Annotated in this window: 13 protein-coding genes; 8 read left to right on the top strand and 5 right to left on the bottom strand. The window is 65.4% G+C overall.

Features of this window, described 5'->3' with window-relative positions:
- Positions 1-3: 3 nt before the first annotated feature.
- From Q352_RS0107915 to accD, 4 genes are all read left to right on the top strand, one after another.
- Positions 4-633 carry a phosphoribosylanthranilate isomerase gene (locus tag Q352_RS0107915; protein WP_036385631.1) on the top strand — a complete coding sequence of 210 codons (630 nt, stop codon included), beginning with the start codon at positions 4-6 and terminating at the stop codon, positions 631-633.
- Positions 620-1,822: a tryptophan synthase subunit beta gene (gene trpB / locus Q352_RS0107910; RefSeq protein ID WP_028498887.1), complete on the top strand. Its 1,203-nt coding sequence runs from the start codon at positions 620-622 to the stop codon at positions 1,820-1,822. Before Q352_RS0107915 ends, trpB begins: the two co-directional genes overlap by 14 nt.
- Positions 1,823-1,830: 8 nt before the next feature.
- A complete protein-coding gene (gene trpA / locus Q352_RS0107905; protein ID WP_028498886.1) occupies positions 1,831-2,628 on the top strand; it encodes a tryptophan synthase subunit alpha in 798 nt (265 codons plus the stop codon).
- Between the two features lie 74 nt (positions 2,629-2,702).
- Positions 2,703-3,566 (top strand): acetyl-CoA carboxylase, carboxyltransferase subunit beta, encoded by an 864-nt coding sequence (accD, locus tag Q352_RS0107900; RefSeq protein ID WP_028498885.1) that lies wholly within the window; start codon positions 2,703-2,705, stop codon positions 3,564-3,566.
- Positions 3,567-3,636: 70 nt separating this feature from the next.
- Here accD and Q352_RS23275 read toward each other — a convergent pair whose 3' ends face one another.
- A complete protein-coding gene (locus tag Q352_RS23275) occupies positions 3,637-4,563 on the bottom strand; it encodes a LysR family transcriptional regulator (RefSeq protein WP_036385629.1) in 927 nt (308 codons plus the stop codon).
- A 90-nt stretch (positions 4,564-4,653) separates the two neighbouring features.
- Between Q352_RS23275 and Q352_RS20235 the strand changes: the two genes are divergently transcribed.
- Complete coding sequence (locus Q352_RS20235; RefSeq protein WP_036385627.1) at positions 4,654-6,138, top strand: MFS transporter; 1,485 nt, start codon at positions 4,654-4,656, stop codon at positions 6,136-6,138.
- 1 nt (position 6,139) lies between these two features.
- Here Q352_RS20235 and Q352_RS0107885 read toward each other — a convergent pair whose 3' ends face one another.
- From Q352_RS0107885 to Q352_RS20230, 3 genes are all read right to left on the bottom strand, one after another.
- Entirely contained in the window at positions 6,140-7,111 is a 972-nt protein-coding gene (locus Q352_RS0107885) for an SPFH domain-containing protein (protein ID WP_028498884.1), read from the bottom strand.
- 12 nt (positions 7,112-7,123) lie between these two features.
- Complete coding sequence (locus Q352_RS0107880) at positions 7,124-7,525, bottom strand: NfeD family protein (protein WP_051528767.1); 402 nt, start codon at positions 7,523-7,525, stop codon at positions 7,124-7,126.
- A 65-nt stretch (positions 7,526-7,590) separates the two neighbouring features.
- Positions 7,591-8,766, bottom strand: coding sequence for an NnrS family protein (locus tag Q352_RS20230; RefSeq protein ID WP_244879564.1), 1,176 nt, complete (start codon positions 8,764-8,766; stop codon positions 7,591-7,593).
- Positions 8,767-9,111: 345 nt separating this feature from the next.
- Between Q352_RS20230 and Q352_RS0107870 the strand changes: the two genes are divergently transcribed.
- On the top strand, positions 9,112-9,798 hold the full coding sequence (locus Q352_RS0107870; RefSeq protein WP_028498882.1) for a Crp/Fnr family transcriptional regulator: 687 nt from the start codon (positions 9,112-9,114) through the stop codon (positions 9,796-9,798).
- A gap of 100 nt (positions 9,799-9,898) precedes the next feature.
- Positions 9,899-11,788: a sensor domain-containing diguanylate cyclase gene (locus Q352_RS0107865; protein WP_028498881.1), complete on the top strand. Its 1,890-nt coding sequence runs from the start codon at positions 9,899-9,901 to the stop codon at positions 11,786-11,788.
- A 138-nt stretch (positions 11,789-11,926) separates the two neighbouring features.
- On the opposite strand, the gene Q352_RS22750 is transcribed toward Q352_RS0107865, so the two are convergent.
- Complete coding sequence (locus Q352_RS22750; RefSeq protein ID WP_084299955.1) at positions 11,927-12,073, bottom strand: DUF3149 domain-containing protein; 147 nt, start codon at positions 12,071-12,073, stop codon at positions 11,927-11,929.
- A gap of 566 nt (positions 12,074-12,639) precedes the next feature.
- Between Q352_RS22750 and speA the strand changes: the two genes are divergently transcribed.
- On the top strand, positions 12,640-14,526 hold the full coding sequence (speA, locus tag Q352_RS0107855) for an arginine decarboxylase (protein WP_028498880.1): 1,887 nt from the start codon (positions 12,640-12,642) through the stop codon (positions 14,524-14,526).
- The last annotated feature ends 78 nt before the right edge of the window (positions 14,527-14,604 follow it).

Here is a 14,604-nt window from a genome sequence, read left to right as displayed (position 1 = left end):
GCCATGATCGAGACGCCCCGCATCAAGGTGTGCGGCCTGACCCGGGCGCAGGATGCCCATGACTGCGCGCGGCTCGGCGTCGATGCCATCGGCCTGGTGTTCTACCCGGACAGCCCGCGGCATGTGACACTGGAGCAGGCCCGGGCCGTGGTTGCGGCGCTGCCGCCGTTCGTCAGCGTGGTCGCGCTGTTCGTCGACCCGGCGCCAGCGCAGGTTGAAGCGGTGCTGGCCGCCGTGCCGGTGGACATGCTGCAGTTTCATGGTGACGAATCGCCGGACTTCTGCCGCGCGTTTCAGCGTCCGTACCTGAAAGCGGTACGCGTGCGGCCGGGGCTCGATTTGCTAGACTATGCCGGCCGCCATGCCGGCGCCCGCGGTCTGCTGTGCGACGCTTTTGTCCCCGGCCAGGCCGGCGGCACCGGCGCGACCTTCGACTGGCGTCTGCTGCCGCCAGCGCTGCCATTGCCACTGATCCTGTCCGGTGGACTGGACCCGGAAAACGTGACCGACGCCATCCGCCGTGTGCGGCCGGCGGCGGTCGATGTCTCGAGCGGCGTCGAAGCCGCCAAGGGAATCAAGGACGCCGCGAAAATCGCGGCATTCATCTCAGGAGTTCACGATGCATCCGTATGACATGCCCGATGCCCAGGGCCACTTCGGCCGGCACGGAGGGGTATTCGTCGCCGAGACGCTGATGTCCGCGCTCGACGAACTCAAGGCAGAGTACGAAAAGGCCAGGAACGATCCCGCGTTCATGGAAGAGTACCGCTACGAGCTGAAGCACTACGTCGGCCGGCCGAGTCCGATCTACTTTGCCAGCCGCCTGTCCGAGGCTGCCGGCGGCGCGCGGATCTTCCTCAAGCGCGAGGATCTGAACCATACCGGCGCGCACAAGGTCAACAACACCATCGGCCAGGCGCTGCTGGCCCGGCGCATGGGCAAGAAGCGGGTGATCGCCGAGACCGGTGCCGGCCAGCATGGCGTTGCCTCGGCGACGGTGGCGGCACGCTACGGCATGGAGTGCGTGGTCTACATGGGCGCCGAGGATGTCAAGCGCCAGGCGCCGAACGTGTTCCGCATGAAGCTGCTCGGCGCCACCGTGGTGCCGGTCGAATCCGGCTCGCGGACGCTGAAGGACGCGATGAACGAGGCGATGCGCGACTGGGTTGCCAATATCGACAGCACCTATTACATCATCGGCACCTGCGCCGGCCCGCACCCGTACCCGATGCTGGTGCGCGATTTCCAGAAGGTGATCGGCGAGGAAGCCCGGATCCAGATGCCGCAGATGACCGGCGGGCAGCCGGATGCGGTGGTGGCCTGCGTCGGTGGCGGCTCGAACGCGATCGGGCTGTTCTACCCGTATATCGACGAACCGGGCGTGCGCATCATCGGTGTCGAGGCGGCTGGCGACGGCATCGCCACCGGCCGGCATGCCGCGCCGCTGACGGCCAATGCGCCGGTTGGCGTGCTGCACGGCAACCGCACCTACCTGATGCAGGACGAGAATGGCCAGATCGCCGAGACCCACTCGGTGTCGGCCGGCCTCGACTATCCCGGCGTCGGCCCGGAGCATGCGTACCTGAAGGATATCGGCCGTGCCGAGTATGTTGCCGTATCCGATGACGAGGCGCTGGAAGCGTTCCATGCGCTGTGCCGGCTGGAAGGCATCATTCCGGCACTGGAGTCGAGCCATGCCGTCGCCTACGCGATGAAGCTTGCCGCCGGCATGAGCGCGGAGCAGAGCATCCTGGTGTCGCTGTCCGGTCGTGGCGACAAGGACATCAATACCGTGGCGGGTCTCGCCGGCATCGAATTGTGAGCACAGCTATGAATCGTATCGACACCCGGCTGGCCGCCGTGGCCCGCGATGGCAAGAAGGCCCTGATTCCGTTCATTACCGCCGGTGACCCGACCCCGTCGGCCACCGTCGGCCTGATGCATGCGCTGGTGCGCGGCGGCGCCGATGTCATCGAACTCGGCATCCCGTTTTCCGACCCGATGGCCGATGGCCCGGTGATCCAGCTCGCCAGCGAGAGGGCGCTGGCGCATGGCGTCAGCCTGCGCACCGTACTTGGCCTGGTCGCGGATTTCCGTCGCGACGACAGCACCACGCCGGTCGTGCTGATGGGCTACCTGAACCCGATCGAGGCAATGGGCTACGAGGCCTTCGCCACGGCGGCCGCGGCCGCTGGTGTCGATGGCGTGCTGACCGTCGACTGCCCGCCGGAAGAAAGCGCCGAATACGCCGGGGTGCTGAAGGCCGCCGGTCTGGCGACGGTGTTCCTGATTGCGCCGACCACGCCGCTGAACCGGGTCGAGGCCGTCGGGGCGCTGGCCAGCGGCTATGTGTACTACGTGTCGCTGAAGGGCGTGACCGGTGCTGCCACGCTGGACCCGGCCGAGGTGTCGGCCCGCGTCACGGCGCTGAGACAGTACATCAAGCTGCCGATCGGGGTCGGGTTCGGCATTCGCGATGGCGAAACGGCGCGCCGCATCGGCGCGGTGGCCGACGCGGTGGTGATCGGTTCGCGGCTGGTGCAGGAGATCGAGGCCGCCGGCCCGGCTGCTGCGCCCGCCCGGCTGGAAGCGCTGCTGCGCGAGATCCGTACCGCGCTGGACGCCTGATCCGGCGATCGATGTCTGACAATTTTGCGCCCGCGAGGTAAACTCGCGGGTTTGCTGCATTCCACGGAGTTGCCATGAGCTGGTTGAACAAGCTCCTGCCGCCGAAGATCAAGAAGGACAACAAGCGACCGTCGGGCGTGCCCGAAGGGTTGTGGGCCAAATGCGTTGCCTGCGAGGCGGTGCTGTACCACACGGACCTGGAGAACAATCTCCATGTATGTCCGAAGTGTGGGCACCATCACCCGCTGAATGCGCGTGCGCGGCTGGATGTCCTGCTTGATGCCGAAGGGCGGGCCGAGATTGGTGCGGAAGTCCGCCCGGTCGACATCCTGAAATTCAAGGACAGCAAGAAATACCCGGACCGGCTGGTTGCCGCCCACGAGCAGACCGGCGAAGACGACGCCATGGTGGTCATGCAGGGCGCGATCCTCAGCCTGCCGGTGGTCGTGGCCGCCTTCGAGTTCAAGTTTATCGGTGGCTCGATGGGGTCGGTGGTCGGCGAGCGCTTCGTGCGCGGCGTGCGTGCCGCCGTCGAGGCCGACTGCCCGTTCATATGCGTGGCGGCCTCCGGTGGCGCGCGGATGCAGGAAGGCCTGAGTTCGCTGATGCAGATGGCCAAGACCAGTGCTGCGCTGCAACTGCTGACCGACCGCAAGCTGCCGTTCATCTCCATTCTGACCGACCCGACCATGGGCGGCGTCTCGGCCAGCTTCGCCTTCCTCGGCGACGTGGTGATTGGCGAACCGGGTGCGCTGATCGGCTTTGCCGGTCCGCGGGTTATCGAACAGACCGTACGCGAAACGCTGCCGGAAGGCTTCCAGCGTGCCGAGTTCCTGCTGGAGAAGGGCGCGCTCGACCAGATCATCGACCGGCGCGAGATGCGCGAGAAGGTGGCCGGCATGCTGACGCTGCTGATGCGGCAACCCGCCGCCGTCTGAGTCCGCGCCCGTCCGCCGACGGCCCGTCGTCCCCTCCGTTTGCCCGGGAGGGGCGGCGGGCCGTCTGTTTTTACCCGACCGGGTGCGGTGCCACACTGTCGGGGGCGCCGCGCCCCAGCTCCTCTGCCACCGCATCGAGAAAGACCCGGACCTTGGCCGGCATCAGCCGCCGGCCCGGCAGCAGCGCATACACGCGCAGCGGCAACGGCGGGTAATCGGGTAGGAGGGGGACAATTTCGCCGCGTTTCACCGCCTCGCTGCAGTAACTGTCCGACAGCAGGCCGATGCCGAGACCGGCGATCACGCCCTGCAGCAGCAGGCTGACGTTGTAGGCGCGCAGCCGGCCGCGAGGCTGGATGGTGACAATCTGGCCATCCGGCGCGCACAGCTGCCACTCCGGCTCGGCCGGGCTCATCAGACAGGGCAGGGTTGCCAGCTCGCCCGGGTGGACCAGCGTCTCCAGCCGCAACTGGTCGCGCAGGGCCGGCGAAGCGTACAGCCGGCGCGGCACGTCGTAGATGCGCCGTGCAATCTGGCCGGAATCGGGCAGTGGCGCGGCCTGCAGCCGGAACACGATATCGAAATCCTCGGCTCGCGGATCATGATGACGCGAAGTCAGCTCGACCTGGGCTTCCAGCGCCGGATGCTGCGCCAGCACCCGGTTGACGACGGTACCCAGCCGCAGGATGCCGAGTTCGTACGGTGAGGCGATCTTCAGCAGCCCGCGTGGTGCCTCGTTGTGGGCCATCGACTGCTCGAGCACGTTTTCCAGCCGCTGCAGCAGCGGGGCACTTTGTGCCCACAGCTGTTCACCCGCTTCGGTCAGGCGCAGATGCCGGGTGCTGCGCTCGAACAGACGGTTGCCCAGCGCGGCCTCCAGCCGTGTCACGGCGCGGCTGACACTGGATTTCGGCATGCCCAGCCGGCCGGCCGCAGCGGTAAAGCTGGCCGCTTCGGCCACGGCGACAAACAGGTTCAGGTCGTCAAGACAGTTCATTGTTCCAATATAGCAACAATCTAACCCGTTTTTCCCGATTATTGTCGCGAAAATATCTCTTATGCTGGCCTCTCCCAAGAGATTGCCTGCATGCCCAGATACCGTTTCCTGCACCGTCGGCGCTACATCGGTCTGCTGGCCGGCCTGATCACCTGTGTGGATTTCATGTCCACCGCCAGCGTGGTGACCGCCAGCGCCCATATCCGGGGTGGCCTGCATGCCGCGCCCGAGGATTTCCTGTGGCTGCTGAGCGCCTATGCCGCATCCGGCACCACCATGATCCTGCTGCTGGAACGCTTTACCCGGCTCATGCGCTTCCGCACCCTGCTGACGGGCTGTCTGGCGGTGTTCGTCGCCGGCGCGCTGCTGTCGTCCGTGAGTACCTCGTTCGGCATGCTGGTGCTGGCGCGGGTCATTCAGGGCATCGGTGGCGGACCGCTGTTCAGCGGCTCGCGCATCATGCTGCAGCAGGTTCTGCGGCCCGAGCAGCGGGGCAGGCAGCTGCGACTCTTCATGCTCGGTCTGTTCGGCTGCATGGCGCTGGTGCCGTGGCTGACCGGCGTGCTGGTGCAGGCCTGCAACTGGCAGGCGGTGTTCGTCATGCAGGCGACCTTCGGCACGCTGGTCCTGCTGCTGTGCTGGCGCCTGCTGCCGAAGGAAGCACACCTGCCGCGTGCCGCCGGCAATATCGACTGGCTGGCCCTGCTGGCGCTGAGCCTGGGCGTACTGCTGCTGCTGCACACGGTCCAGGACTACCGCTATACCCGGCTGTCACCGACCCTGGTGCTGACCGGTTCGGCCGCGCTGCTGCTGCTGATCTATGTCGGCCGGCACCTGCTGGTGCATGACGACCCGTGGCTGCACGTCAGGCGGGTGGTCAGCCGCCGCTACCTGGCCGGCCTTGGCTTCTACGCGTTCTATTATCTGCTGAATGGCGCCATTTCCTTCCTGGCGCCGCAGTACCTGCAGGCCGGAGAAGGATTCAATATCGCCACGACCGGGTTGATCCTCAGTACCAGCGGGGTGTGCACGGCGCTGGCACTGCCGGTCTACTACCGCCTGGCACCATGGATGACGGACCGGCGCAAGGTCATTGCCGCCGGTTTTGCGCTGTGCGCGCTGACGCTGGTCTGGCTGTCGGCCTCGGCGACCGGCGCAACGCCGGCCGATGCGCTGTTCCCCGTGTTTGCCCTGAAAGGGCTGTTTCCGCTGCTGACAGTGATCCAGGTCGCCGGGCTGACCTTTCGTGAAATCCCGCATCAGGACTTTATCCACGCCTATGCATTCAAGAATGTCATGCGCCAGATCGCGATCACGGCCGGTTCCGGTATCGGCAATCTGTTATGGCTCGATGCCCTGGCCAGCAACCATACCGCACTGGTGGCGAAGCTGGACGGTTTCAATCCGCTGATGGTCGAGGGAGGATACGTCGATTCGGCCGCCAGCCTGGCCGGGCTGGCCGGCATGGTGGAACGGCAGGCGGTACTGCTCAGCGCCGACCAGGTGTTCATCTGGCTGGCGCTGCTGTGCGGGGTCGGGCTGGTGGCGGTGCTGTGGCAGAAGACGCTGCGTTAGCCTAGCGGTTGCCGGACGTCGGCGCTGCGCTGACCTGCTGGGTCTGCTTCAGCATCGACAGCGCGGTACCGACCATGCCGGCCACATCGGCTGCATTGGCCGGCAGCAGCATGGTGTTGCTGGTCTTGGCCAGCTTGCCGAATGCCTCGATGTACTGCTCGGCGACCTTCAGGTTCACGGCGTCGTTGCCGCCCTGTTTCTGGATGGCGGCGGCAACCAGACTGATGGCCTGGGCATTGGCATCGGCGACCAGACGCAGTGCAGCGGCTTCGCCCTCGGCGCGATTGATGGCTGCCTGCTTTTCGCCGGTCGACTGGTTGATCAGCGACTGCTGCTCGCCCTCGGATTTCTTGATCGCAGCTTCGCGCTGACCGGTAGCGATATTGATCTGCTCGATCTTCAGGCCTTCACTCTGGGCGATGCGGGCGCGCTTTTCGCGCTCGGCGGTGATCTGCTGCTGCATCGAGTGCAGGATCTCCTGCGGCGGCACCAGATCCTTGATCTCGTAGCGCAGGACCTTGACGCCCCAGGTGAACGCGGCTTCGTCGAGAGCGGCGACCACGGCGCGGTTGATCTCGTCGCGCTCCTCGAAGGTCTTGTCCAGCTCCATGCGGCCGATTACCGAACGCAGTGTGGTCTGGGCGAGCTGGGTAATGGCGATGATGTAATTGCTGGAACCGTATGACGCACGGTGCGGGTCGGTTACCTGGAAGTACAGAATGCCGTCGACGGTCAGCTGGGTATTGTCGCGGGTAATGCAGACCTGGCTCGGGACATCGAGCGGGACTTCCTTCAGGCTGTGGCGATAGGCGAGGCGGTCGACGAACGGAATGATCAGGTTCAGGCCCGGCGACAGCGTGGCGTGATAGCGGCCGAGCCGCTCGATGACGAAGGCGCTTTGCTGCGGCACGATGCGGATGCCGCGGGAAACGAAAATGATGACCAGAACCAGAAAAACGATGGCGGCTTCCATTACCGTCCTTTCTTACGCATTGTCTGCGGTGATTTCGAGGGTGTTGCCGTCGAGGCGGGCGACCACGTAGCGTTCGTCCGGATGGCGCGGGCCGATCAGTTCGGCCTCCCATTCTGCACCGCGGTAGCGGACGCGACACTGGGTCGGGCCGGTCCAGGTCAACAGCTGGACCGGGGCGCCGGCATCGAGGGACATCGGGGGAGAGGACGGGTGCAGGCTGCGGCGTTTGCGCCACAGCAGGCTCCAGCCGGCCAGCGTGACCACGCCGGCCGCTGCGGCCTGGACCGCCGCATCAAGGCCGAGAAAGGCCAGCAGGGCGGCGACCGCCAGACCGACGGCAAGCACCAGCAGAAAGAAACTGCCGGAGAAGAGTTCCATCGCCAGCGCCAACAGCGCGACGACCAGCCACTGCATCCAGGTATCCATGCCTGAAGGATAACACGTGGTCCGCCGGACGCCGCCTGCGGGCGGCAGGCCCCTTATCCCGGCTGACCGTCGGCGCGGCGTTTCAGGTAGATCGGAACCACTTTCCAGGCCCACACGGCCAGTACCAGCAGCCAGCCGATCGCCGCCGCCATCTGCAGCGGGCCGCGTGCCGCCGGCAGGAAATCGGACAGCACGCGGGAAAGGGCGACCAGGTGCATGCCGAGATAGACCAGGATCAGCACCCGGCCGACCTGAAGCGGGCGACCGCTGTGGCCCAGCGTGACGCGGGTGGCGAAGCCCAGCAGCATGGTGGCGAAGAAGCCGGCGGTCATGGCGTGCAGCGGTGCATAGCCGCCGACCCAGATGCCGGCCAGCGCCAGCCCGGACTGCAGTGCATACAGGCTGAAGGCGATCGCGCACCAGAGAAAGGCCGCGTGCAGCATGCCGAGCAGTGGCACGCGGAAGGTGCGCCAGACCTGCCAGCGCCAGCATACGTACCACTGCAGCAGCGCGGCGGCGACATCGACCGGGAACGACGTGACGCCGGTCAGCTCGGCCAGTCCGTGCAGCGCACTGCCGGCCAGCATGGCGAACAGCAACCAGCGTGGCCGCCAGACCGTGTAGGGCTGCAGCACATTGCCGGTAAAGAACGGCACCATCCGGTGGCAGACGGTCAGGAATACCGGCAGCAGGAAACCCCACAGCGCCAGGCTGCGGGTGGCAAGCCACAGGCGCGCATCACCGGCCGCGATCCAGGCCAGCCCGCACAGCAGGCCGATCACGCCGATCACGAACGCGCACAGCACCATCCAGGCATGCAGCCGGTCCGGCGCGCGACTGGCGCGAATCCGGTCGAACCAGACCAGGGTCAGGCCGGCAAAACCCAGGGTATACAGCGCCATCCCGGCCAGTACGACCGGTGCGGACAGCCGGGTGCCGGCCAGCACGGTCAGCAGGCCGGCCGCCATCAGCGCGACCACGGCCAGCCAGCGCGGCGGCCGCGGCGGCGGTACCGCCAGCCATTTGGGGCCCGCGGTCAGGATGAAGCCGGACATGAAGAACGGAAAGATCCCGTACAGCATCAGCCAGCCGTGCGCCTGGCTCGGTACCACGCTCAGCGCCGGCGGCGCGGCCGAAAAGTGGACCATCCACCACCAGGCCATCGTGGCGATGGCTGCGAGCGCGCCGCAGAGGAACAGGGAACGGTGGGGGGCGGAGAACAGGGCCATGACGGATACCGGATTGAAGGTGGGAAAGTGTCGGTTGCCGGTGGATTGTGCGTCATTGACGTGGATCAAGGCCATCGGCAAGCTGTCCCCATGGCCAACGGGGGGCACCGGCTTCTCCGGTATGGGCCAGCGGGCGGGAAACCGACACTTTTTTCACGTGCTTCCGCCCGCGGGGCGGGAGGCATGCACCGTGGCCCGACCACAGTGTCACGGCCCCGCCGGGGCAGCGTCCTTGAGACGCATCAAGGTAATCCTTCCCGGCTGTCCATAGTCAGGTAGAAGGATTCCTCAACCGGGCCGGAAAGCGGCACAATCGCGGCTGATCGGTTTGTCATGGAGTCCGGAATGTCACAGTTAGATTTGCGCGGCTGCCTGCGTCACCACCCGTTGTTCGGGGCGCTGTCAGAAACCGATATCGGTGGCCTGCTGCCGCACGTGCATGAACTGCGCTATCCGCGTGGTCAGGTGCTGTTCCAGCGTGGCGACGTCTGTGACGGCGTCCATCTGCTGATCACCGGGATGGTCAAATTGTCGGTCACGGCACCGCAGGGCAACGAGAAGATCGTCGAATTGATCCGGCCCGGGCAGAGCTTCGGCGAGGCGGTCATGTTCCTCGATCGCAGCTATCCGGTCATGGCCCAGGCGCTGGAGGATTCTTTCCTGCTGATGGTGGAAAAACGCGCCATCGTCGGTGCCATCGAGGCCGACCCGCGTTTTGCCCGCTCGATGCTGGCCGGGCTGTCGACCCGCCTGCACGGGCTGATTCGCGATGTGGAGTCGTATTCGATGCAGAATGCGGTTCAGCGCGTGATCGCCTTCCTGCTGCAATGCGTGGCCGACGAGGATACCCAGGGGTATTGCGTGGTGCTGCCGGTCAACAAGAACCTGATCGCGTCGCGGCTGAACCTGACCCCGGAAACCCTGTCCCGCACGCTGCACCAGCTGGTCACCCAGCAATTGATCAGCGTCAACGGGCGCGAGATCGAAATTCTCGACAGCGAGCGGCTGAGTCAGCTGCTGCAACCGGCATAATCCATGTCATCCGGTAGAAATTATGCTTCATGAGTTAGGGTGCGGCATGAAGTTGCGATTACAATCGCGGGTCTAAAATGACCTACCGGATCTTTTCCCCTTGCCTCGTCCCCGCCGTCGCCGTCTTCGCTCGCCCGGTCTGATCGGGGAGTCGGCCGCCTTCTCCAGCGTCGTTCCGCTGCTGGCCCTGCTGTTCGGCGTCTTGCTGTGCGGTTTCCAGGCCATCGAACTCTACCAGTCTCGGCATGAAGAAGTCAGCCGGGCGGAAGCCAGTGCCGGCAATCTGCGCCGTCTGCTCGAGTCGCGCCTGGTCGGCATGTTCCGGGAAGTGGAACTGGTGCTGATCGCCGTCGAGGGCGGGGTCCATACGCGCTGGGTCGAGCACTTGTCGGCCCGGGACCCGGTCGACCGGGCCAGGCTGGAACAGGTGCTGCGCTATTACAGCGGCCGCCTGCCGCAGGCCGGGCAGGTCGGCGTGGTCAGCCCGGATGGACGGCTGCTGGCGCTCGACCATTACGGCAAGGTCTGGACGGCGGACGTGTCCGACCGCGACTACCTGCGCATCATGCGCGATGACCCGTCGATCAAGGTGTATTACTCGCGGCCCATGTACAGCCGGATCGACAAGCGGCATATCGTGACCATCGTCCGCCGGATCCATACTGCCGACGGCCACTTTGCCGGTCTGCTGCTCAGCGATGTCGGCATCAGCTATATCGAGGACATGCTGTCGAGTACCGACTACGGCCCGCATGGTGTCGTGGCCTTGCGCGACACGGCGCTGGACGTGGTGGCCCGCTATCCGGCTGCGCGGGTCCGGGGGACGCCGGGCAATCACCCGATGGTCGGGCAGATGGCTGCCGGCCAGCCCGGCGGGGTGGTCCGCTTCCGCTCGATCAATGATGGCGAAATGCGTCTGTACAGCTGGGGCTGGCTGCCGGGCATGCCCTATGTGCTGGCGGTCGGCCTGTCCGAACGCGATTATCTGACCGACTGGCATGGACGCATTCTGGTGGCCGGTGCCGCCGGGGCGATCCTGGCCGTGCTCGGTTCGGGGATTTTCCTGCTGTACCGCCGCGACCGCCGCCGGCATGCGGCCCTGCTCGAGCACCAGAAGCGGCTGCGCGCCAGCGAGGCCCGCTTCCGCCGCCTGGTCAATGCGATGCCGACACCGGTTATCGTCACCCGGCCGGACGCGCGCCGGGTGCTGTTCGCCAACCCGCCATCGGCGGAACTGCTGGCCCCCGGTGATGACGATCCGGATCAGCGCCAGTTGCGGCTGGATGAGGTCGAGCGGGTCTGGCTGGTGGAGAAGGTCGACGAGGCCGGCGATGTGTCCGGCCGGGAAATGCCGCTGGTGCGACCTGACGGCGAGGCCATGTGGGTACTGGTCTCGGCCAGCGCGATCCTGTTCGACGACGGGCCGGCGCTGCTGATCGGCATCAACGACATTACGGCCCGGCGGGCGCTGGAAGAGCGCCTGCAGGTGCTGGCGACCACTGACACGCTGACCGGCATCGCCAATCGCGGCAGCCTGCTGGAGCGTGGCGAGGGCCTGCTGCAGCTGGCCATGCGCCATCAGCGGCCATTGTCGGTGCTGATGCTCGACATCGATCATTTCAAGCGCATCAATGACAGCCATGGGCACCATATCGGCGACGAGGCCATCCGGGCCACGGTGCGCTGCTGCATCGACACCCTGCGGGCCAGCGACGTGCCGGGGCGGCTTGGCGGCGAGGAATTTGCCATCGTCATGCCGGAAACCGGCCTGACCGATGCGGTGCTGGTGGCCGAACGGCTGCGCGTCGCCATCGGCAAGCAGGCGATCTTGCTGGATGGCATTGCGCCGTTGCACCTGACGGTCAGCATCGGCGTGGCCAGCCATGATCCCGCCCGGCCGGAAACCTTTGCCGCCATGCTGATCCGCGCCGACCTGGCGCTGTATGCGGCCAAGAACAACGGCCGCGACCGGGTCGAAGTCGCCGACTGACGGCCGCCGGCATCAACGGCAAACGGCGGCGAGCCCACCGGGTCGCCGCCGTTTCAGACTGTCCATGTCCCCTGTCCACGCAGAACGGCCGCGCGAAACGGGGTTTCCCTGCGGCGGCGCCGGGTCCGGTGCTGCCTGTTACTGTTTTGCGTCTTCCGGCGGCGCTTCGTGCGACTTGCGGATGAAGTAAACGATACAGGTGCAGACGATGCCCAGCGTGATGAGGATGACGAGCAGGCTCAGGATGCCGACATCGGACGAAAAGAGATCAAGCATGAGTTCCATGGCGGAAGCGCTCCTGTGGATGTCCCCGTCGGGGTGACCGGGCTTTGGTAGCTATTGTCTGACGAAGTCGGGTAATGACAATTGATTGACGTCAAACCCGGTGGTCTTCCTCCTGTCGTGGTGACAACCCGGCCGACATGCCGGTCATCCCGGAAACCCCTGCACAAAATATCTTAAACACCCCGCGGCGGCGGGTGAGCGGCGTTGCGTCCATGTGGCTGACTATGGACCGTTTTTCTGCTGGGCGAACAAGCGCTTACCTGCTGCTGGTGTTCAATATTTTGACCGTTCGCCTTGACACGGAAAATTAATTCCGCATCGCAAAAACATTGTTGTTAGAATTCGCGCCTTTCCGAACGTCCCCGCAACAAAAGAGTCGCGGCTCCAACGCGATTCTGGGAGGACACGGGGTGTAGCCCGCCCCGTGTTCCCGACAGGCGGCGCCATCCCGCTTGAAGACTCTCTAGGCGCTATTCGGCCCAAAGCCGTGAAACGGAGGACGGGTTTTTTAATCTGGCGTGCATCACCTGAGCACTCGTGCGCCGTGCGTTAAAGGACAACGTTTCATGGCTTGGACTGTCAATGACAGCCGGAATCTCTACGGGATCCGGCACTGGGGAAGTCACTTCTACGACGTGGGGGACAACGGCAGTGTCGTCGTGCGCCCGCATGGCAAGGATGGCCACCCGATCGATCTGCACAAACTGGTTGGCGAATTGCGCGCCAGCGGCCTGCAACTGCCGCTGCTGGTCCGTTTCCCCGACATTCTGGAGCAGCGTGCCCGCCGCATCATCGACGGCTTCGACCAGGCCCGAAAGGACTGGGAATATCCGGCAGGCTACACGCTGCTGTACCCGATCAAGGTCAACCAGCAGGAAGCGGTGATCAAGGCGATCATCGCCGACGAAACGCTGCCGATCGGCCTCGAAGCAGGCTCCAAGCCCGAGCTGATGGCCGTGCTGGCGCTCGCGCATCCGGGCGGCAAGATCACCTGCAATGGCTACAAGGACCGCGAGTTCGTGCGCCTGGCGCTGATCGGGCAGAAACTCGGCCACGAAGTCTTCATCGTGATCGAGAAGGAAATCGAGGTCCAGTATGTGATCGAGGAAGCGCAGAAGCTCGGTGTGGTGCCGAATGTCGGCCTGCGCGTGCGCCTGTCGCAGGGCACCGGCCAGTGGGCCGATACCGGCGGCGACAAGGCTAAGTTCGGCCTGTCCGCCGCACAGCTGCTGACGGTGGCCGACCGCTTTATCGCTGCCGGCCTGAAGGATTCGGTGCGGCTGCTGCACTTCCACATGGGTTCGCAGATTGCGAACATCGCCGACTACCGCCAGGGCTTCCGCGAAGCGCTGCGCTACCTCGGCGAACTGGCGCGCCTCGGCCTGCCGCTCGATCACATGGACGTCGGCGGCGGTCTGGGCGTCGACTATGACGGCACCCACTCGCGCAATGCCAGTTCGGTCAACTACACCATCGGCGAATACGCCGAGACCATCGTGTCGATGACCAAGAACTTCTGCGAAGAGCAGGGCATCCGCTGCCCGCACCTGATGAGCGAGTCCGGCCGTGCGCTGACCGCCCATCACGCGGTGCTGGTGATGAACGTGACCGACGTCGAGCGCCGCAACGACGACATGCCGGACATCAAGTCGCTGGCCGATATCGAAGAGCTGCCGACCGCACTGGAAAAGCTGTACGAACTGGCCTCCAGCGAAGACATCCTGACCATGACGGAAACCTATTTCCGTGCCGGCCAGTATGTGTCGACCGTGGCTGACATGTATGTCGAAGGCGTGGCCGGTCTGCGCGAGAAGGCATTTGCCGAACAGTGCTACGCCGCGCTGGGCCGCCGGATCTATCGTGACCTGAACACGCTGCAGCGTGCGCACCGCCCGGTGTTCGACGAACTGAGCGAGAAGCTGGCCGACAAGTACTTCTGCAATTTCTCGGTGTTCCAGTCGCTGCCGGATACCTGGGCCATCGGCCAGTTGCTGCCGATTGCGCCGATCCACCGCCTGACCGAACAGCCGACCCGTCGCGCCGTGCTGCAGGATCTGACCTGCGACTCCGACGGCAAGGTCACGCAGTATGTCGACCAGCAGTCGATCGAATCGACCATGCCGGTGCATGAAGTGAAGGCGGGCGACGACTACCTGCTGGGCGTGTTCCTGGTCGGTGCCTACCAGGAGATTCTCGGCGACATGCACAATCTGTTCGGTGATACCGACAGCGTGAACGTCTATGCCGATGACGCCGGCCGCATCAACTGGGGCGGGATCGAGGAGCACGACACCATCGAGGACATGCTGCGTTACGTCCACCTGTCGCCGGACGAGCTGATGCGCCGCTACCACGACAAGCTGGCCGGTGCGCCGCTCAGCGATGCCGAGCGCGGCGAGTACCTTGGCGCCTTCCGCCACGGGCTGACCCAGTCGTCGTACCTGATGGTGTGACAGGACGCCTGACCGGCCGTTGCGGCCGGACATGACAGCGGCGCCGGGGGAAACCCTGGCGCCGTTTTTCATTGCCGG

Source organism: Microvirgula aerodenitrificans DSM 15089 (genome assembly GCF_000620105.1).
Classification (GTDB): domain Bacteria; phylum Pseudomonadota; class Gammaproteobacteria; order Burkholderiales; family Aquaspirillaceae; genus Microvirgula; species Microvirgula aerodenitrificans.
This window is presented reverse-complemented; position numbering and strand designations above follow the sequence as displayed.

Excerpts from the sequence above, each read along its gene's own strand:
- Q352_RS0107915 (WP_036385631.1), top strand. The coding sequence starts at position 4 with ATGATCGAGACGCCCCGCATCAAGGTGTGCGGCCTGACCCGGGCGCAG.
- trpB (WP_028498887.1), top strand. The coding sequence starts at position 620 with ATGCATCCGTATGACATGCCCGATGCCCAGGGCCACTTCGGCCGGCAC.
- trpA (WP_028498886.1), top strand. The coding sequence starts at position 1,831 with ATGAATCGTATCGACACCCGGCTGGCCGCCGTGGCCCGCGATGGCAAG.
- accD (WP_028498885.1), top strand. The coding sequence starts at position 2,703 with ATGAGCTGGTTGAACAAGCTCCTGCCGCCGAAGATCAAGAAGGACAAC.
- Q352_RS23275 (WP_036385629.1), bottom strand. The coding sequence starts at position 4,563 with ATGAACTGTCTTGACGACCTGAACCTGTTTGTCGCCGTGGCCGAAGCG.
- Q352_RS20235 (WP_036385627.1), top strand. The coding sequence starts at position 4,654 with ATGCCCAGATACCGTTTCCTGCACCGTCGGCGCTACATCGGTCTGCTG.
- Q352_RS0107885 (WP_028498884.1), bottom strand. The coding sequence starts at position 7,111 with ATGGAAGCCGCCATCGTTTTTCTGGTTCTGGTCATCATTTTCGTTTCC.
- Q352_RS0107880 (WP_051528767.1), bottom strand. The coding sequence starts at position 7,525 with ATGCAGTGGCTGGTCGTCGCGCTGTTGGCGCTGGCGATGGAACTCTTC.
- Q352_RS20230 (WP_244879564.1), bottom strand. The coding sequence starts at position 8,766 with ATGGCCCTGTTCTCCGCCCCCCACCGTTCCCTGTTCCTCTGCGGCGCG.
- Q352_RS0107870 (WP_028498882.1), top strand. The coding sequence starts at position 9,112 with ATGTCACAGTTAGATTTGCGCGGCTGCCTGCGTCACCACCCGTTGTTC.
- Q352_RS22750 (WP_084299955.1), bottom strand. The coding sequence starts at position 12,073 with ATGGAACTCATGCTTGATCTCTTTTCGTCCGATGTCGGCATCCTGAGC.
- speA (WP_028498880.1), top strand. The coding sequence starts at position 12,640 with ATGGCTTGGACTGTCAATGACAGCCGGAATCTCTACGGGATCCGGCAC.